Origin of the sequence: Rhodopirellula sp. UBA1907, from assembly GCF_002337565.1 — a bacterium.
Taxonomy (GTDB): Bacteria; Planctomycetota; Planctomycetia; order Pirellulales; family Pirellulaceae; genus Rhodopirellula; species Rhodopirellula europaea.
Window position 1 is genome coordinate 37009 of sequence record NZ_DDGH01000101.1, and the last position, 18827, is coordinate 55835.

Genomic DNA, 18827 nt, shown 5'->3' on the forward strand with positions numbered 1-18827 from the left:
CCGCACATGCTGCAGAAGTGGGCGCTCTTGAAGGTGTCTTGAGGAAGTGTTTCGTCGTGGTATCGCTGAGCTGTTTCAGGATCAAGCGACAAACGGAATTGCTCTTTCCAGTCGAATGCAAATCGAGCTTTCGAAAGGGCGTCATCACGATCTTGGGCGCCTTTGCGTTTGCGTGCGACGTCAGCGGTGTGGGCGGCAATCTTGTATGCAATCACGCCTTGCTTGACGTCTTCCTCGTTTGGCAGACCCAGGTGCTCTTTGGGGGTCACGTAGCACAACATGGCGGCACCGTGCATGCCGGCATTGGCCGCACCGATGCAGCTGGTGATATGGTCGTAACCAGGAGCGATGTCGGTGACCAATGGGCCCAAAACGTAGAACGGAGCACCGTGGCAGACTTCGATTTGCCGCTCGATGTTCATTTGGATTTGGTCCAAAGGAATGTGTCCTGGTCCTTCAACCATGACCTGCGTGCCTTTTTCCCAACCGCGTTTGGTGCATTCACCGAGAACGTCCAGTTCGGCGAACTGAGCGTCGTCGGAAGCGTCTGCGATCGACCCAGGACGCAGTCCATCGCCGAGCGACCAGGTCACGTCGTACTCACGCATGATGTCGCAAAGATCGTCGAAGGCTTCCAGCAATGGGTTTTGCTTGTTGTGAGCCATCATCCATTTGGCGATCAGCGATCCACCGCGGCTGACGATACCGGTCACGCGATTGACGGTCAGGTGCAGGTGTTCCAGTTTGACACCGCAGTGAATCGTCATGTAGTCAACGCCCTGCTTGGCCTGGTGCTCGACCATGTCCAAGAAGTGTTGAGCGTTCATGTCTTCGATATTTCCGCCGAGCTCTTCCAGCATTTGGTAGATCGGCACGGTTCCGATTGGAACGGGGCTCTTGTCGATGATTTGACGGCGGATGTTGTCAATGTCTTTGCCGGTCGACAAATCCATGACCGTGTCGGCACCGAAGTGGACCGCGGTGTGGAGCTTTTCAAGTTCTTCGCCAACGTTGCTGGTCACGGCGCTGTTGCCGATGTTCGCGTTGATTTTGCACTTGGCAGCGATGCCGATCGCCATCGGTTCCAAAGCACCAGCCGCGTGGACTTTGTTGGCTGGGATCACCATGCGGCCCGAGGCGACTTCATCGCGAATCAGCTCGACCGGCAGGTCTTCGCGTTTGGCGACGTATTCCATTTCGGGGGTGATTTCGCCCGCGCGGGCAGACAGCAGCTGGGTCATGCGATTAGAACTCAGGAATTCGGAGTGCGAATGGGTTGGTAAAAGTTATACGTCAGCACCGGTGCATCGAGTAGGCCGCAAAAAGCCGACTCGGGCAGGTTAAGCCAACGATTTGGAAGACAGTTAGCCGACGATGCCACGTTCGATTTCGCGGCCCACTTGATCCCAGGACATATCAGCGGCTTCCTCGGGAACACTGCCGGAAAGCTGCAGCAGCCAGGTGAGGGCGTGCACGCGTTCAGCAACCACTCCGGGATCCAGTCCACCGGGAATGTCTCGTCCCGCTGCTCCTTCAACCGCGAGTTTCCACCACAAGCAAACATGCAAATCAGCAGCTTGAAGTAGCTCTTCCATTGGCCGCAGGATGGCGTGTTTGATCAGGTCTTCGTGCGGTAGCGACAGGATCAAGCGAAGCACGCTGGCAAGGTCACAGCGTTCATCGGGCCAATCGAGGTCCGGTTGCATTTGCAAGGCCCACTGCAGTGTGTGCAGCGACTCGTAACGCCATGCGGCGGTGTCGACCATTTCAGCAGGAGGCGAAACGAGGTCGAAGAAATCTTTCTCGGCGGGTGTTAGCGCTTCTGCGGCCAACGGGGATCGCTCGCGGACCCGGTCCAAGTCGAGCGTTTGGTTGTTGGCCATCGCTTCGGCTCGAGCCGCAACCGCAAACAGTCCCAGCATTCGCTTGGCCGCGATCGCAGGTGCAAAGGTTTCGGTTTCGCTGCTGCTGGGCAGAGGAGCGGTGCCGTCGACTGGGTCGAGATTGCGGTTTCGCAGGACGGTTTCTGACTCGAGGCGTCGCTGTCGGGATTCCGGAAGAAAAGGAATCTGCGCTTCGGCATCGAAATTCCCAGGGCCGTGCAATTGTCGCCCGGCAGGATCGTTCAGCGTCGCTGGTTTGCCGTTGCTTTCGGGGGTCCACCAAAGAGCATTGGCAGTCCAGGCCCAATCTTGCCAGTTGGACGCGGGAAAGCTCGCCTGCGAATTTTCGGGCGATTCCAGGCGAAAGACGTGCCGGGTGCGTTGCAGGTGACGCTGCAGGAGTGCCGCCAGCGGATTGGGAGATTGATTCGGGGAATCAATCTGTTCCCAGCATTCTTCCAGCAGGTCTTCGGTTGCCTCGGGGGCAAGTTCAGTCACGTTCCAATCCGACTCAATCTCAGCAGGGTTCGCGGGAACGCGAACCGTCGAAATGGCGAAGTGGACCGAAGCAGATGAAGGCTCGGACGGATTGCCCATCGGGCTCAGCCGAGGCCCCACTTTTCTTGGAACCAAGCCACGCGGTCAGCACGACGCGGGCTGTAGTTTGCGGTCGGTTTGAACTTTTCTCGTTTCAAGAAGCTGATCATCGCCGCGGCGGGCACATAAGCGTGCTGGGTGATCGCATCGGTCGTTTCGCTGTCGGCTTTCCAGTTGTACAGGATCGCTTTGTCGCGTTCGAACCATTCGTCGAGGTAAGCCGCATCGGTCGAGCTGCAGACAACGTGCTCGTAGTCCTTTTTGCAAAGGAAACCAAGCATTCGTCCCGCCATGTCGCGAGTCCGGGCGGTATCGCCGTCACAGGTGGCCGAAGCAACATTCCAAACCGACGCGAAGCCATGCTCGTCGGTATCGTCTTTGTTGTAGCGCAGAACGATTTCGACGGGGGTTTCTTCTTGGGGCGTATCTTCGGTTTGCTCGGTAGCCATAAAGCGTCAGGGCGCAGCTTGTGAGGGGTGAAAGGGAAGTCCGGTATTGAACACGAAAATGCCTAGAAAGAGAAGTCCCCGCCGCAGTGCTGCGTCAAATTCCGCTTGGAGAGCCCTGGTGAAAGTGGCATAATTAGAGGGTTCGCGGTGAATTTGCCGGCGACGCTTTCACATGGATGGTGGCGAAATCAGGATGGTGACCAAACGCAAAGGACGTAAGAAGCGGCATTCACAGCCCGCTGACCTGTTGAATGAAATGGGTGGGGAGGTTGCCGAAACTCCTGACGCGAATCCTGGGGAAGAGGCCAGCGACCGGGCGAATGACGCCACCCAGGTCGGTGAGGCCGTCGCCGGGTACGAGCTGGCTAGTGATTCCAGCGGCGAACCCGTTACTGACAGTGCCACGCGGCAACGTCCGTCAGGTCACCTCGATCATTGTCCTTCGGGTGTACGTGTTCCGGTCCCCGCCATTTCCTCCCATCTGATCGAAGGCTTTGGGCCTGATTCGCTGGACCCCTACGGTGGCCGTCCCGGTGACATGGTGGGTGCCAGTGATCGAAAGGGGCTGAGGTCGAAGGTCCGCACCCTATGCCCGCCGGTTCCGGGTATCTACGGAATGTTCGATCGGCATGGCGAGCTGATCTATGTTGGCAAGAGTCGGTCGTTGCGACACCGATTGCTGAGTTACTTCGGTGAGGCCGCACGCAAAGAAAAGGGTGGTCGTATCATCGAGAACTCGAGAGCCATCCAGTGGGAAACCCAGCCCAGCGATTTCGCCGCTCAATTGCGAGAGCTGCAATTGATTCGACGTTGGACACCGCGGTTCAATGTTCAGGGCGTTCCTCATCGGCATCGTCCGGTCTATTTGTGCTTGGGACGAAAGCCAGCGGAAACGTTCTTCCTGGCCAGTTCACCGCCGGCAACCGATTGCGTTGCCATCGAAGGACCATTCTATGGTGCCGAAAGAATGCGATCGGTGGTGGACGCGCTGAACAAGACGTTTCAGCTTCGTGACTGCAGTCAGCAAACTGTCTTTCAGTACCAGGACCAGTTGTCGCTCTTTGAGTTGAGTCCGCGACCCGGATGTCTTCGTCTTGAAATTGGCACTTGCCTGGGCCCATGTGCGGCAGCGTGTTCTCGAGACGAATACGTTCAACGAGTGAACGCTGCGCAAAGTTTTTTGGACGGATTCAACGACGAGCCCTTGGTCGCCGTCCGCGAATTGATGGAGTCTGCTTCGGCGAACCAGCAATACGAATTGGCGTCGCGAGCCCGCGACACGCTGAAGTCGCTGCAATACGCTTCACGCAAATTAGGTCACTTGGCCGATGCGCGACGTGATTTTTCGTTTGTGTATGCCGCGACGGGATACGACGCTTGTTCAATTTGGTATTTGGTTCGAAGTGGTGAGATCATTGATGTCGCTTCTGCTCCCAAGGACCGGGACCAATACCAGCTTCTACGGCCGACGCTAAAGAAGTGGCAGTCCTTGCTGGGGTCGCGGCATCAACGTGTGCGAGTCGATCAGCCGCACAGTGTGGCTGTCGTCGCATCTTGGTTCCGCAAGCATCGCGGTGAACTGAAGCAAACGTTTCAGCCGGAAGGTGCCGGCAGACGCTACCACCGACTATCGCACCATCGCGCGGATGCGCTGTGAGCTGCGTCGGCACTCTTTTGGTCAGTCTTCAAGACTCGATATCACCGATTGGATTTCGCTGGGTGAGATGCGTTGGCAGGAAGCTTCCATCATCTTTCTCAGGTGTTGTTTGCCTTCAAGTCCCGACACAGATCCGATGTTTCCCAAGGGACCCTTGCTGTCGATGATCCTGGTCCCGTCGGCGGAGAACATGGCGTGAAACGGGATGCCAACATGATTTCCATCGGTCAAGCGATTCACGATTTCACTGTTCTCTGAACTCGTACCCTGCTCCACTTTCAGCATTACAAAGTCCTTGCTCAATACGTCGCTGTGGTCATCCAGCCAGCGAGCGAATGTGAAGCATGGACCGCAGTAGCGTCCGCTCAATCGCACCCAAACTCGTCGGTCCGTTTTCTTTGCCACGGCGAACGCTTCGTTCCAAGCTTTTTCCATGTCAACATTCTCCAGAGCGTGTTGACTCAGGAATGCTGATGCTTGAGCGACGCTGCTCGGATCGCCGACATCAAACGTTTCGCGTCCGATTTCCGTTCCGGATTTGTCGTAGGCAATTGCAGTGAGTTTGTTTTCACTGGGAACGGTCCAGTTCTGAGTCGCTGCGAAACGGGCGTCAGCGGGATTGGGATGGTAAGTCAGTGTCATGAACTTCGCAGCAGCGCGATTTTTTCGATAGTTCAAGAGGTGATCACCTATGAACTGATTCATTTCGGCATTGTCTTGGGAGAGAATGACCATTGGACGGTAGCCACCCAGTCGGCAGTCTCGCATCAGAGTTGACCAACGTAGGGCGATGGGTTTGCGGGGTGCTTTTGACTGGGTTGTGCTTTGAAGTCTTGAAACCAACGGCGGACGTTTTTCGCCGGGTTGCAGATAGACTTGGTCGAGCCGCCAGTCCTGGCCTTCGGCGTAGATTGTGGTGGTCACAAAACACGGCAGACCGGTGATGACATAGTTGCCATCGGCATCCGAAGTTGCGATCCGCTTCACAAGTCTTATTCGAGAGGGGAACGTGACCGCACCGAATGGATCAACTGTTTGAGGAGCGGTTGGGTCGCGTATGTTCCCGATCGCGGTGATCTTTTGACCGGCAACAGGAGATCCTTCTGAATTCGTCACGCGACCGTGAAGGGGCTGTGTCGGATGCATCGTGACAACGATCGGTTGCGAGAGATCTTCGGCGATGGTGACGCCTGCGAATCGCTCATCATCGGTGACGGCGCCAACTCCAAGTTTGGTTGCCGCTGTTGTGAAAGAAAACGTTGTGACGCCGTTGAGCCGGATCAATCGTTTGTCCCGAGTTTTGCCATCAAGGGCGCCGATGGTCAGCTCGCAGTCGTTCAAGGAGGCATCAGCATTTTCTGCCAGCATCAGTTTTCCCGTCACCAATCTCGACTCGGCAACTTCTCGGTGAAGTTCAGCAAAGTTCTCTCCGTTCTTTGCAGCGTCAATGCGAGCTGAACTTCGCCAGTCGTTTTGAGAAGCTGAAACTTCCACGGCGCCGGGAAGTACGAGCATTCTTGCGACTCCATCCTTGTTCGTGGTTGCCCAAGTGCTTCGCCCAGTGACACCCGTGCGGGATTCTCCATCTTCCATCCATTCGTACCGGTGCTTTTCCCGAAAAGATACGCTTGCGTTCGCGATAGGTGTCCGATCCTTGCCAGCGGTCAATTTGGCCTTTGCCACGACACCTTCTTGCAGGGTGAGTTCAGGTGCATTGACTTGCGAGGTTTCTGGATCGAACGCGAGCACGTCGGAATAGTCACTGATCAAAATCGAGTCGTTGATGCGAACGCTGTACGTCGCTCCGGGAAGCACGTCAATCCAAAAGTGTCCCTGGGAATCGGTGATCGCGAAAAGTTGCTCGCTATGACCTTCCGTTTCTGCCTGGAAAGTTCCGGCTTGTACATTGAAGCCGGCCAAGTTGACCTGGTCACCCTTGAGACTTCCCATCACACGGTGACGCTTGACACGACGTTTGAGTTTGATGACCAGTGCGTCATCGACAGGAGTCGCTTTTTTCAGAATGAACCAATCTTGGCTGAGCAGTTCGGCGTAGCGATAGACCTCCGGCCAATCCGGGAAATATTTCAAAACGGCTTCACCATTTGAATCCGTCTTCAATTCCCACTGATCGGTCGTGCCGATGTAGTTGACGTACGGTACTGGAGTTGCCAAATGCATTCGGAATTCAACGCCCTCGATACCGTTGCCATCTTCGTCAACCATGCGGATGGTTTGGTCACGACACTTTGACAGTTCAACATAGTGAACCGGGGAGTTGCCATCTCGCACGGGTTGGCGACTGAATTGATAGCCGCCGACGCGATGGTCCGCGGTCCACGCCGTGATGGACGACAGCCTTTTGTTTTCGTAGAGACCGATTCGAGCCATCCCGTTGCGGTCGGTTTTCTCGCGAGCGGTTCGACCGAATGCGATTTGAACCTGCACGTCTGCGTTTGGAACAGGCTGGTTCTTCTCGGTGACATGGATCTCGGTGAAGCCTGTTGGGCGTTGCAGTTGAACGTTCAAGCCATCTTCGAGGAGGCCACGGAGTTCACGGCGACTGACATGGTGAAAAGCGCGTTCGTCGCTGGTGCCATCTCGGCGAACATCCACACGGAGGTTGTACCAACTCAAACCTGAGGCAGGCAGCCAAGTCTTGAAGGAATTGCCACTGATCGTTGGCTTGAGGCGTTTGTTGCCATGCACGAGTTGAAGCGATATTTCGATTTGTGGATCGGGAACAGGGTTGCCTTGCGAATCAACCACCGTTCCACGCAAAAGGACCTCCGTCGAAGCCCCAGTGCCACGGGTTTGGACTTCGAGTTCCTCTGTTTGTTCGGCGACTATTGTTGGTTCATCTGCCATCGAACTGGGACGCAAGACAGAGACCGCACCGCTGACTATTGTGATGGCAACCAGCACGCCAAGTGCAACGGATCGGTTGACTGCGATGCGTGATCGTGTCGCATCCAGCAGTGAGACGATGCGTTGTTGCAAAGCGTTCGGGCGTGCCATTGCGAGTCCGATCGCATGATGGGAGCGGCGATAATCACGTGCGACATCGAGCAGTGTTTCGGCGTATTCGCTGGCAACAACGCCCGAGCGAAGGACGTGATCATCGCAAGCCTGTTCGCGTTCAACATGCAGCCGTGCGACGGCGAGCCAGACGAAAGGATTGAACCAGTAGACAGCACGGCAGATCTCGGCCAATGATTGAGTCAGCAAATCACGCCGATCAACATGAGCCAGCTCATGAAGCAGGACTGACCTCAGGCGTTCTTGCGGCCAAGTCAAACATTCGGTCGGAAGGAGAATGACTGGTCGAAATATTCCTGCTGCACATGGCATCGATAGATCTTCTCGGTGCAACAGCGAGACTTGTGGAGATCGGCTCGAGGCGTTTCGCTCCATCCAATCTTTGCGAATTTCTGACAACAATGAGAGCACATTTGGTTCGTCAACAGGTTGAGCTTTGGAGATCCAGCTCAGCGTCCGAAATTGACGAAGCAACCAAGTTGTCAACAACACAGTGGTACCAATCAGGTACAGTACAATCCACCACGAATCGCTTGCTGTGGGCATTTGAACCACGGGCGGCGTCGGAGTTCGCGGTGCCGACGCAACGTCTGGTTGATGCGTTGGTTCTGTCATGGACGCAGCATCGACGATGGTTGCATCGGGCATCGCATTGGGTGGCTGCGGCGGGGGCTCGCCAACAAGAAGCGGTTCAACCATTCCGGTTGAATCAGCCATTGAATCGGTCGAGGCTGTTGTTGCGGCCTCCGCAACGTATGTCGGCGGCAGAACAGCGACTCGATAGCTCGGTAACAGGCAAGTGAGCAAAGGGATGCCGAGAGTCCCGCACAATCCGAGTGTCCAGATTCGGTGTCGAACAGCTGCGGAGGAACGGTGAAACACCAATGCCATCAAGGTCACGATCGCCATCACGACGAATGATTTCAAAGACACGTTGAACATCCAGTCGCTGAGTGACATGTCAGTTCCCTTGCTTGCGAGCTTGGTCGATGGATTGTTGGAGTTGAGCCAATTCTTCGTCGGACAATTGGCACGCGGATTCGTCTAGCAAGGCGGCGAGCATCTTGCTGGCGGAGCCTTCGAAGAACGTCGACATCAAATGCGTCAAAGCCGAACGCCCTGCTTTCTCGCGAGAGCGAGTTGCCGAATAGAGATGACGAACTCCATCACGATGGCGTTGCAGGAATCCTTTTGTTTCCAGGATTCCCATCATCGTGCGAACGGAGGAGTAGCTCGGCGGGTCGTTCAGTTGCGACCTCACATCAGTGACCGAAGCCTGCCCAAGGTGATAGACGGCATCCAAAATTTGCCGTTCTCGGGCGCCTAGTTTGGGAGGTTCAGCTGGTTTTTTTTTCGCCATTGCCAATGATGTACCGCACGTGTTAATGAATTAACACATGTCAATGTATTGGCATGCGGTGGGCGGCGTCAAGCGTTTTTATTCACCCTCAAATAAATCTTGCAGGTCCAGGGTCGCGGTGGTTTGGATCGACGGAGAGGCTGAATCGCCAAGCTGAAAGATTTTGCGATGGTTGTAAGCCTTGCCGTTTGGCTCACGCATCACGTGCAGTCGCTGATGCGGTACATCGACGACCCAGTACTCGGAGAGTCCTGCCTCGGCGTATAAGTCTGCTTTCTCGCCCAAGTCATACTGCAAGCTGGAATCGGCAACCTCAATCGCGAGAACAACATCACTCACTCCAGGATGTCGGTCGCGGTAACGCCTGCGATGGATCCAGAACACGTCCGGTTCGGGACGACTGCCCACTTCGGGCATGTTCACGCCAGATTGACCGGTTACAAGAAATGCGGAGCGATCCGCCTGATCGTGAGACCAATCAAGTAAGTACATGATCAGATCCCCGTGAACCGGTCCTGCTGGATTCATCTGGCGCAACTCCCCACGAATCAATTCGATGTGCCGGTCCATGCCGACGAATGCTCCCGCAGCAATCATCCGGTCGTATTCTTCGAGTGACAATTGCAGTGCCGTACTCATCTCGCTTGTTCTCCTTTGACACATCCGACAAAACCCTGCCTGCTATTGTAACGTCGAGGATGAAGCCAAGGCGGGAGTGATGCCGGACGGACGTATGCGAGCTTTCCAAGGAAGGGGAACACGCCTCACTTCTCATGCCCGGCCCTCACCCTCGCGTACGCCTGGACGGCGTCGCTCGGCCTAGTATATCGCTCTCCCCAAACTTCGTTTCGGGAGAGGTACGCCATGTGGAAATCTGCCGAAAAGCGGTATCAAAAACTGCACGGCCTCTGCCACGGGCGGCGTTCTGCAGAGAATTGCCGGGGCGCTACTTTGACGGGCGGATTCGAGTTGGCCGCTTATCCGCTAAGCTATTGGAAACGAATACATGCTTCTCTTTGAAGACTCTTGATGCTGCCGCACTCTGAATATGTTGAACAAGCGTACTTGTTCGATCTGCTACGACAACGCATCGCTGAGCAGACTCCGATGCAGGAGTTGCTGGAGCAGTTGCGGCACGAACTGCTTGCGACCACTCGTTTGCCGATGGCGATCGAATTCATGCTGACAGAACTGCGGCACACCGGTTTGATGGGGCCGGCGATGGAGCGACTGTCGCATTACTTCTCGCCCTTTCAGACTTATCTGGTCAATGAGTCCGAAGAAGAAGCCGGGCGATTCACCATTCACTTGGCTTTGCAGATCTTGCAGGCCGATGCGAAGTTGCGTTCTCAGTTCAGTGAGCAAATGGAAGCGATCGAATCGAATTCGATTCCACCCGCTCGAGCGGATTCGCATCATCGCGGACCCGCCACTCCAGAAGCAATCGTGCAGCATTGCCGTTGTGGCTTCTTCTTCTTTCAGTTTGAAACGCTTTCGCGAAATCGACTGGGGTATGACGCGGGATTGCTGGCGATGAGCAAGGATCCGGTTTACGACCAGGCTTGGTCTCAGTGGTTGCTGAATTTGCGTGCCCAAGTCGGTTTGGTCGATCTGGCTGACTTGCTGTTTTTAAGCAGCGAAGAGTATCGCCGTCGGCTGATCGAAATCGACCAAGACGTCAGTCAGAAAGGACCGTTTCTGTTTGGCGAAAAAGAAGGTCGCATCGCGCTCGCGAACCGACGCAAAGATCCGGTGTATTTGTTCGGTGCGATGCAGCGGCACTTGGGTTATCCACCAGTGCCACGCCCCGTTCGTGTGACAGAAGATCGCGACACGATCCCACAATTGCTCCGCCGAATCGAACGTTTGGAATCACGTTTGAAATTGATGGAGCAAGAGCAAAAGCAGGAACTCGACATCAGCAAGTTTTACGAGAAGCCAAGCTGATCTGAAGGCAGGGGCAATCGGCTGAGGGCGATTGCGACGTGGGCTGCCAGCGTGGGTTGAGCCGATTGCTACAACGTGACCCAGCGGCTTTCGTCGGCATCGCTGCGACGCAGTGCGTCAAGAACTTGTTGAGTCTTGACCGCAATCTCGGATGAGCGAGTTTCGACTCGGCCATGCAAGACCTCATCAGCGAAGTGCCGGAACATTCGAGTTTCCTGTGAGTCCGCTTCACCGCTCGCGTGTTCGGTGACGCCGTGCTTGCGACTGTGCTCGCCAAAGTTCCAACGGCAATTGTCGATGATCAACTCGTGTTGGTGTGTCTCCCAACTGCATTCTGATCCGTTGAAAGGCAATACAAAATCGTTCAACGTTGCGTAGCCGCGGTTGCCCGAGAGGGTTGCGGTTTGTTGGTTGACACAAAAGAACGAACAGAAGAAGCCGGCGGTCAGTCCGTCATCAAAACGCATCTCACCTTGGAATTCGCCTGGCACGCGGCCTTCGTCCAAGCGAACCGTCGATTGGCCACTGACGGCGGTTGGCAATCGGTCGCCGGCAGCCCAGAGCGTGAACCGAATGCAGTACCAACCGAGGTCGCCGAGTGCGCCATGTGGTTCGAGATCGGCGCTGGCGCGAATGTTGGCTTCTTCGAACGAGTCATCACCGCAGAATGAGAAATGCGTTTGGATCCGCTTGAGGTCGCCAAAGGCGACGGGGTCGGTCAGCGTGTGCTTCAGCTCAGGCAATCGGCTGGAGTGATCAAACATCACGCCGTCCATCAAGTTGACACCTGCTTCACGACAGGCATCGGCCATTTCGATGGCGTCGTCAGCATGGACCGCGAAAGGTTTTTCGGCGATGACGTGCTTGCCCGCAGCGGCAGCGGCGAGAACCCATTTCTTGCGATAAGTCGTCGGCAACGCGATGTAAACCGCGTCAATGTCGTCGCGGTCCAGCAAGGTTTGGTAGTCACCGATGGCCTCGGGGCGAGTCAGTTCGGCCGAACCGTCTGCTCCCGTGATCACGGGAGGACATTCAAGCGAGCAATCGTGAATGAAGCCTTCGGCTCGCTGTACATCTCGACTGGCGACAGCGGTGACAACTCCGTTCCCGCTCATCCGGATGGCTTTCCAATTTTTGCGGGCGATGTTCGCTGCGCCTAGGATTCCCCAGCGGCAGATTGGCTTGGTCATATTTGAATGGTGGTTGTTAAAAGATGTTCAGTGATTTTCGGACAAATCGGCTGGCAAGGTATCGTTGATGTCCAGCTCGTTGATCGTTTCAGATTGTTTGGAGACTTGCGGTTCGCCTTCATCCGACTGGGCAGCGGCCGGTTGGGATCGGGGCGCACCCGCAGCGGCGTCTTCGGTTCGTTCGATGATTACCATGCACATGTCGTCGAACTGCACCGCGCCGCCCATGTGCTCAAACGCTTGACGAACGATTTCGTTCTTGACCACTTTGGCCAGAGGTTCGTCGTCTTCGTCGGAAGGAGTCGCTTCAATCACAATTTGACGAAGTGGATCGGTGCCCCACTCCTCTTCTTTTGCGTTGAGTGCTTCGCTGAATCCGTCGGTGTACATCAACGCCAGATCGCCGGCATGCATTGGGACAGTGGTCACCGCATATTCCATGCCTTCGTCAATCGCGATAGGCAGTCCCGAATCTTCGTCGCCGGGTTCGCTGATTTTGCCTGACACCGCATCGCGAACGATTGGAGGCATATGGCCTGCGTTGACGATTTTGAGTTCGTTGGATTGAGGGTCGATCACCACCAGCAGGTAAGTCACGAAGCGTTGGACTTCGAGAGCACTCATGCGATCGTTGAGTCGTTCCACCGCGCGAGCGAGATCGGGTTCGCTAGCGAGACAGAACCGAGTTTCAGCGGAGAGTTTGGCCATGTACATCGCCGCGGCGACACCGTGACCGACAACATCCGCGACAACGACTGCGAGACGCCCGTCCGGCAAGTCGACGTAATCAAAATAGTCGCCACCGATGTGGTTGGCAGCTTGGTAGAAGCTCTCGAGGTGGTACGTCGGAACCTGGGGCGCTTCCGCGGGAAGGAAGGCACGCTGCACTTCCGTCGCGAGCTTGAGATCTTGTTCGACCTCTTGTTGCCGCAGGGCTTGTTCGTGCATGCGAGCGTTGTTGATCACGACGCTGGCTTGGGCGGCGATACCGGTCAGCAGGTCAATGTCCTCGTCTCGGAATTGACCGCGACCTTGAGTGGAGTCGATTTGCAACGCGCCGATGGCATTGCCGTCTTCGTCGTGAAGCGGTGCGCACATCATCGAACGGATCGAAAAGTCAGCGATCGATTCGCTGCTATCGAACCGGCTGTCATCCATTGCGTCGAGCGACAAGATCGTGTGACCCGTTTCCATCGTTTGGCGAATGATCGTTCGGCTGATGCGAATCGTTTCCGTGTCGTCGGTTTTGTTTCGCAGTTGGACCCAGCGCGGAACCAGTGCTCCGTCGGGTGTCTCCATGACCACAAAACCGCGGTCGGCTGAGGGAAAGATTTGAAACAAACTGGACAGCACTTTGGGCAGCACATCATCGACGGAAATCGCGCCGGTCAGGTTGCTGTTGATTGCGATCAGTGCGGCCAGCTTGGCTTCCGCAGTCGCTGACATCTTCAGGCCGTCGTCGCCCGATCGGAATTCGACTTTGGGGCCGGTGATCTGCTTGGCGTGAGTCTCATCGACCATCAGGATCCCAAAGTTGGATCCGTCGAAGGTCATTTCACCGCTGCCACTTCCGCTGGCGAAACCGGGGACTTCGTCGCCATGAAAGACAAGCATGACTTCGCTGATTCGGATCCGGTCACCTTCGGAGAGCACATGCGGTCGCGACAGGAGTTGGCCGTTGACGAACGTTCCGTTTCGACTGCCGGCGTCTTCGACCGCGAATTCATTGCCCTTCTTCGTGATTTTCGCGTGGTAGCGACTGACCGCCCCGGCGTCGACCACGATGTCGCAATCGGGATGGCGACCGACCTGCATTTCGTCTCGGTCCAATTGGAAGGTGCCCGAGGGATTGCCGTCGATGGAAGAAGTGAGGTGGGCCATGAGATGAATGAGTGGAAGGCGGGCACGGCTCGCGAGAACTCGCAATTTCACTAAAGCTGTTTTAGCGGATCAAGGATGCAATGGATCTTTGTCCGTCGCGACGCGTTAGTGTAGCCGCTCCAACCAGAACCCAAAACGAGGCGACCCTGGCAGGGCGATCTCGGAACGGCAGAGCGGATTGTGCATTCATTCACGCGTCTTGTTGGAGGCCCAACGCAATGATCGGCAGGTCCGACGCGGCCATCGAGAGGATCTGCACAGCGATCGATCGTTGCCGAGTTCACCGAAACGCGGACCACGATCAATGATTCGTGTCTGGTTGTCGATTTCAATCGTCGATTCCAAGCTCAACCGAAACGGGAGCCGTGGACGCCATCGGGCCGTGAAGATCGCAGCGGATGGTCAATTTTGGGTGCAAGTCACCGCAAGTGCAGCAGGTTGCCAAAAGGGCACCAGGCCAACGAAAAACGCCCTCCATGCGAGCGGGTTCGCATGAAGGGCGTCGAGGCGGGGTGGCACAAAGGCCCTTCTGAGTCGGTCTTAGACCAACTCCTTCTTTGCTCCGACGAGGGTTCGCAAACGTTCTGCCAACAAGTGGGCGTCGAACGGTTTTTTGAACGTTTCGTTGATGCTGCTGCGATCGAAGCTCATTGGTTGGCCATCATCTGGCAGCAACGCAATCAACACGATATCAGTGAAATCGATGTTCTTTCGCAGGTTTTGGCAAATCTGAACCGCTTCGATTTTACCGATCGAAAAGTCCACGATGATGCAGTCTGGATTGAAGCTTTCGGCTTGAATGCCGGCTTCAAATCCGCTGGCTGCAACAGCGACTTTGAACGATTTCTCGGGTGGCAATTCACGCTTCAGGTTCTCGATGAGAACTTGGTCCTGGGCGACGATCAGGCACTTTGCCATCGCTTCGTCTTCCAGGTCGCCCAAGGGCATACCATGCTCTTTCAAGAATTTGATCAAATACTCCCGCGGGATCCGTCGATCTTGCGATCCAGGAATGCGGTAGCCTTTCAAACGCCCCGAATCGAACCATTTACTAACAGTTCGTGGGGCAACTTTACAGATCTTGGCGACCTGTCCAGTTGTGAAGACCTTCATACTAGGTGCTCCAAAACGCCTCGTTGATTCTTCCCTTGGAACAATGGTGCGTCGGTAACCATTGCCCCTGTGGCCCTTGTTTCGCTCTCCGTTCTCATCCACACGCTCTCAACGAAACTCTCGTTGGGAACCAATCTGTTCACGGTGGGTCGTGCTTCGATTGATGGTGGGTGAGGTTGTCAAACGCTGGGTCTGGGCCTGCCGGCTCGCGTCCTGCTGAACGCTTTCCGATTCGGGATTCTCGCGATGAAAATGTAATGAGTCTGTTCAAACGACTGCATGGGTTTGCAATCGGCGGGAAGAACACAGAAAGCCATCAAGTGACACTCGGCCCAGCGTTCCGCAACATCGCACTCGTTTCATTCCCCACGAGTCATCCTGACACGTGGTTCATGCAATACGATTTGTTGGTGCGGAACGATCGGCTGAGATCGCCCGTTGGCAGTGCTAGGAATCACCTGTGCAATCGTGGTCCATCGTCATGACGAACCCTTCCCGCGGCGGTGAGACACCGAAGCACCGTTTCCCAGAATTCCCCCCTGGGTGTCCGGGAGCGTTTCAGCCGAAGCCAAACTGCTCCCTTCCGAGACATAGTGTCGAGTAAATCCGGGTCAACTCTTTAATGTGATTCATCGCGAACAATCACTATCAGCGAATCGACTGCTGGAATCACGTGTTTTCCGTGTCAACATCAATCAACATTCGCAAAAAAACTTTCCCAAATCTTTTTGATTGGATGCCGGGGATAACGGTTTGGTTCCCCACGCCCACCCGAGTTGGGAACTGACGGGCATCGTCTGCGGCGGAATCATCGTGCGAGCCGCCAGGACCGCGTTTGCGTGCAGTCAGGCCGTTCCGGTGAAGTTCGATTGGGGCTAGCAACTCCGATTGCGCATGCGGCTTTGGTTGTGCTCATGTGGCATGCGGCTCAAACTGCTCGAAACCGACGCTGATGCGACCGCAATGGATTTCGTGCCGGTCAGTCCGCCATCCAGCTCGCTCCGATTGTCATTACCACTTCTGTCATCGCCGCTTCGATTCTGCCATGAAACCCGATCCACGCTCGACTCATTTCAACGCCGCGGGAGAAGTCCATATGGTCGACGTGACCGGCAAGGACATCACCGTCCGTCAGGCAGTTGCCTCGGCGAGGATTCGCATGTCGGCGGATGCAGCCGAATCGATCCGGCGGGGCGACGCCAAGAAAGGTGACGTTTTGGCCGTGGCAAGGTTGGCGGGAATCGCGGGTGCAAAGTGGACGTCGCATTTGATTCCGTTGTGCCACGCCATCCCGATCGAAGCGGTGTCCATCGACTTTGATTGGGTGGAGGAATCCGAATCGGATGATGCCGCGGCCGCTCGCCAGACGCTTCGATGCACCGCGACGGCTCGCACGACCGGGAAAACCGGTATCGAGATGGAAAGTCTAACCGCGGCCAGCACCGCCGCACTGACCGTGTACGACATGCTGAAGTCGGTCGATCGAGCGATGGTCATCGACCAAGTGCGATTGGAATCGAAATCCGGTGGGAAGAGCGGTGACTTTCGCCGAGGCTCGGGCGAGCAAGCCTGAGTTCGCCCTGAGTGAATCAGAACAATGGAATTTCAGCTGAGATTTCGAGGTTGTCCTTGGGGCTTGCCTTCGGTTTAAGTCGTACGGGGGTATTCAGAAATGCCCTCTCGCCTGATGATTGGCGGTTTTCTGTTCTTGTCTAGTTTCACTGGTCGCGTCATGGATCGGTCTGTGGTCCCTCCCTCTTCGAAATCCACCGTCTCCAAGCGAACGGCCGATTCCAACTCATCCGTCGCCTCGTCGGATGCAGTTTCCAGTGCGCATGAAACGTCCGGTGAAGTCAGTCCGCTTCGATCGATCTATGCACCGATTGTGGAATCTTTGGTGGCCGTCGACGCTCGTCTGCACCGTGAATTGCAATCACGCTACGAAGCCCTGGTGCCTGTTCTGCGCCATGGAACGCAATTGGGCGGAAAACGTTTGCGTCCGGCGCTGTTGCTGCTTTCGGGTGCCGCGATGCACGCCGACCGGACGGCGAAAAATCCATTGACGACGGAAGAATTGGCGACGACCGAAGATCACATCGTGATGGCAACAGTCGTCGAAATGGTTCACACGGCGACGCTGATCCACGACGACGTTTTGGACAAAGCCGCGACGCGTCGACACGTCCCGACCATCAACGCTCGTTGGAACGACGACACCAGCATTCTGCTGGGGGATTATCTGTTTGCTCAGAGTTTCTATCTTGCCGCGACACTGCCTTCGACGTTGGCGTGCCGTTTGGTTGGTCAAGCGGCTCAAAAGGTTTGTGAGGGCGAACTGCGTCAGGTGCTCGGTCGCGATTGGCTGGACATCGACGAGGAGACCTATCTCGACATCATTCGCGGTAAAACTGCCGAGCTGACTCGTGTGTCCTGTCAAATTGGTGCGGATCTCAGCGGAGGCGATGAAGGCCAAGTCGAAGCGTTCGCTAGGTTTGGCAACGATCTGGGCATCGCCTTTCAAATCGCGGACGACTTCCTCGATTTGTGGGGTGACGATGACGACGTGGGCAAAACGTTGGGAACCGATCTTCAGCAGGGCAAGATCACGTTGCCATTGATCCGGTTGCTGCGTCACGAAGACACCACGGTCGCGACCGCTGCGTTGGACGCGTTGCGATTGCCGCCGGAAGACCGGCTGGCGCGAGTGATGCCGTTGCTGCGAAAGAGCGACGCGGCGGATTACACCCGCAAAGTGGCCGAGTCTTATCGCCGAAGTGCCATCGAAGCGATCAGCGGATTCGCTCCTTCGTCGGCCTTGGAGTCTTTGAAGACGATCGCCGATTTCGCGGTCGATCGAAAGTTCTAGATCACGCCGGGATTTTTTGCGTCGGCCCTACAGGCCACGGACGCCGTTATTCTGCCGCAGTGTCAGTCTGTCTTGGTGCCAGACAGTGAGATGAGCTTCCGAGTCCGTCGGTTTGAGTGGCTATTGCCGGACTTGGATGTCCGGCTCACCTGGAAAGCTCGCAGGATGATGCGTTAGCCGTCGAAGCGACTCAGGCACAGCGTCACGTTTTGGCCGCCAAAGCCAAAGCTGTTGTTCAGTGCGTGTTTGATTTCGGCAGGACGAGCCTCATTGGGCACGTAGTCCAGATCGCAATCCGGGTCCGGCGTTTCTTGGTTGATTGTCGGTGGCAAAACCGAATCGCGAATCGCCATTAGGCAGACGATCATTTCCGTCACGCCCGCAGCCGCGATCAGGTGGCCCATCATGCTTTTGGTGCTGCTAACGGGGGTCTGTTCGGCATGCTCGCCAAACACTTCGCGGCAAGCCTTGGTTTCAACGCGGTCGTTGACTTTGGTGCTGGTGCCGTGAGCGTTGACGTAACCGATGTCAGACGGGTTGAGTCCAGCGTCGGCGATCGCCATTCGCATGGACCCGATACCGCCGTGACCGTCCGGTGGAATGTCGGTGATGCGATAGGCATCGGCTGTGGTGCCGTAGCCGGCGACTTCGCCGTAGATCGTCGCGCCGCGTTTCTTGGCGGATTCGAGTTCTTCCAGCACAACCATGGCGGAGCCTTCGCCCAGCACAAAGCCGTTGCGGCCGGCGTCAAAGGGGCGGCTGGCTTTGGTTGGATCGTCGTTGCTTTCGCTCAGGGCGGTCAGCAGGTTGAATCCGGTCACGCCGAACGGGTGAATCATGCTGTG

The 18827-nt window shown here is 56.0% G+C and carries 14 protein-coding genes; 4 read left to right on the forward strand and 10 right to left on the reverse strand.

The window, feature by feature from the left end:
• The 3 genes from thiC to B2R17_RS25060 form a co-directional block, all read right to left on the reverse strand.
• A partial coding sequence (gene thiC / locus B2R17_RS25050) for a phosphomethylpyrimidine synthase ThiC (RefSeq protein WP_286766164.1) occupies nucleotides 1-1241 on the reverse strand: 1241 nt, incomplete at its 3' end.
• Between the two features lie 123 nt (nucleotides 1242-1364).
• Nucleotides 1365-2381 (reverse strand): DUF4272 domain-containing protein, encoded by a 1017-nt coding sequence (locus tag B2R17_RS25055; protein ID WP_236615396.1) that lies wholly within the window; start codon nucleotides 2379-2381, stop codon nucleotides 1365-1367.
• Nucleotides 2382-2485: 104 nt separating this feature from the next.
• Nucleotides 2486-2929, reverse strand: a complete 444-nt coding sequence (locus B2R17_RS25060) for a hypothetical protein (RefSeq protein ID WP_008660526.1) — start codon at nucleotides 2927-2929, stop codon at nucleotides 2486-2488.
• A 172-nt stretch (nucleotides 2930-3101) separates the two neighbouring features.
• Between B2R17_RS25060 and B2R17_RS25065 the strand changes: the two genes are divergently transcribed.
• Complete coding sequence (locus B2R17_RS25065) at nucleotides 3102-4586, forward strand: UvrB/UvrC motif-containing protein (RefSeq protein WP_008663058.1); 1485 nt, start codon at nucleotides 3102-3104, stop codon at nucleotides 4584-4586.
• A 21-nt stretch (nucleotides 4587-4607) separates the two neighbouring features.
• Here the strand turns inward: B2R17_RS25065 and B2R17_RS25070 are convergent, their stop codons facing one another.
• The 3 genes from B2R17_RS25070 to B2R17_RS25080 all read right to left on the reverse strand — a co-directional run bounded on the left by B2R17_RS25070 (nucleotide 4608) and on the right by B2R17_RS25080 (nucleotide 9624).
• Nucleotides 4608-8585: a M56_BlaR1_MecR1_like domain-containing protein gene (locus tag B2R17_RS25070; RefSeq protein ID WP_286766165.1), complete on the reverse strand. Its 3978-nt coding sequence runs from the start codon at nucleotides 8583-8585 to the stop codon at nucleotides 4608-4610.
• Nucleotide 8586: 1 nt separating this feature from the next.
• Nucleotides 8587-8985 carry a BlaI/MecI/CopY family transcriptional regulator gene (locus B2R17_RS25075; RefSeq protein WP_286766166.1) on the reverse strand — a complete coding sequence of 133 codons (399 nt, stop codon included), beginning with the start codon at nucleotides 8983-8985 and terminating at the stop codon, nucleotides 8587-8589.
• 78 nt (nucleotides 8986-9063) lie between these two features.
• Nucleotides 9064-9624, reverse strand: a complete 561-nt coding sequence (locus tag B2R17_RS25080) for a Uma2 family endonuclease (protein ID WP_286766167.1) — start codon at nucleotides 9622-9624, stop codon at nucleotides 9064-9066.
• 390 nt (nucleotides 9625-10014) lie between these two features.
• Between B2R17_RS25080 and B2R17_RS25085 the strand changes: the two genes are divergently transcribed.
• Nucleotides 10015-10932 (forward strand): hypothetical protein, encoded by a 918-nt coding sequence (locus B2R17_RS25085; RefSeq protein WP_008660532.1) that lies wholly within the window; start codon nucleotides 10015-10017, stop codon nucleotides 10930-10932.
• Between the two features lie 68 nt (nucleotides 10933-11000).
• Here the strand turns inward: B2R17_RS25085 and B2R17_RS25090 are convergent, their stop codons facing one another.
• The 3 genes from B2R17_RS25090 to B2R17_RS25100 all read right to left on the reverse strand — a co-directional run bounded on the left by B2R17_RS25090 (nucleotide 11001) and on the right by B2R17_RS25100 (nucleotide 15116).
• Entirely contained in the window at nucleotides 11001-12122 is a 1122-nt protein-coding gene (locus tag B2R17_RS25090) for a Gfo/Idh/MocA family protein (RefSeq protein WP_008663048.1), read from the reverse strand.
• Nucleotides 12123-12149: 27 nt separating this feature from the next.
• Nucleotides 12150-14003, reverse strand: a complete 1854-nt coding sequence (locus tag B2R17_RS25095) for a SpoIIE family protein phosphatase (RefSeq protein WP_008663046.1) — start codon at nucleotides 14001-14003, stop codon at nucleotides 12150-12152.
• Nucleotides 14004-14543: 540 nt separating this feature from the next.
• Nucleotides 14544-15116: a helix-turn-helix domain-containing protein gene (locus B2R17_RS25100; protein WP_007329551.1), complete on the reverse strand. Its 573-nt coding sequence runs from the start codon at nucleotides 15114-15116 to the stop codon at nucleotides 14544-14546.
• 1045 nt (nucleotides 15117-16161) lie between these two features.
• On the opposite strand from B2R17_RS25100, the gene moaC reads away from it, so the two are divergent.
• Nucleotides 16162-16689 (forward strand): cyclic pyranopterin monophosphate synthase MoaC, encoded by a 528-nt coding sequence (gene moaC, locus B2R17_RS25105; protein ID WP_286766168.1) that lies wholly within the window; start codon nucleotides 16162-16164, stop codon nucleotides 16687-16689.
• Nucleotides 16690-16788: 99 nt separating this feature from the next.
• Nucleotides 16789-17982: a polyprenyl synthetase family protein gene (locus B2R17_RS25110; RefSeq protein WP_286766169.1), complete on the forward strand. Its 1194-nt coding sequence runs from the start codon at nucleotides 16789-16791 to the stop codon at nucleotides 17980-17982.
• Between the two features lie 173 nt (nucleotides 17983-18155).
• Here the strand turns inward: B2R17_RS25110 and B2R17_RS25115 are convergent.
• On the reverse strand, nucleotides 18156-18827 hold a 672-nt coding region (locus B2R17_RS25115; protein WP_286766170.1), incomplete at its 5' end, for a beta-ketoacyl-[acyl-carrier-protein] synthase family protein.

What these genes read in the sequence shown, in the direction of transcription:
- moaC (WP_286766168.1), top strand. Translation starts at nt 16,162, where the DNA reads ATGAAACCCGATCCACGCTCGACTCATTTCAACGCCGCGGGAGAAGTC.
- B2R17_RS25110 (WP_286766169.1), top strand. Translation starts at nt 16,789, where the DNA reads ATGCCCTCTCGCCTGATGATTGGCGGTTTTCTGTTCTTGTCTAGTTTC.
- B2R17_RS25085 (WP_008660532.1), top strand. Translation starts at nt 10,015, where the DNA reads ATGCTGCCGCACTCTGAATATGTTGAACAAGCGTACTTGTTCGATCTG.
- B2R17_RS25100 (WP_007329551.1), bottom strand. Translation starts at nt 15,116, where the DNA reads ATGAAGGTCTTCACAACTGGACAGGTCGCCAAGATCTGTAAAGTTGCC.
- B2R17_RS25075 (WP_286766166.1), bottom strand. Translation starts at nt 8,985, where the DNA reads ATGGCGAAAAAAAAACCAGCTGAACCTCCCAAACTAGGCGCCCGAGAA.
- B2R17_RS25080 (WP_286766167.1), bottom strand. Translation starts at nt 9,624, where the DNA reads ATGAGTACGGCACTGCAATTGTCACTCGAAGAATACGACCGGATGATT.
- B2R17_RS25095 (WP_008663046.1), bottom strand. Translation starts at nt 14,003, where the DNA reads ATGGCCCACCTCACTTCTTCCATCGACGGCAATCCCTCGGGCACCTTC.
- B2R17_RS25060 (WP_008660526.1), bottom strand. Translation starts at nt 2,929, where the DNA reads ATGGCTACCGAGCAAACCGAAGATACGCCCCAAGAAGAAACCCCCGTC.
- B2R17_RS25065 (WP_008663058.1), top strand. Translation starts at nt 3,102, where the DNA reads ATGGATGGTGGCGAAATCAGGATGGTGACCAAACGCAAAGGACGTAAG.
- B2R17_RS25070 (WP_286766165.1), bottom strand. Translation starts at nt 8,585, where the DNA reads ATGTCACTCAGCGACTGGATGTTCAACGTGTCTTTGAAATCATTCGTC.
- B2R17_RS25090 (WP_008663048.1), bottom strand. Translation starts at nt 12,122, where the DNA reads ATGACCAAGCCAATCTGCCGCTGGGGAATCCTAGGCGCAGCGAACATC.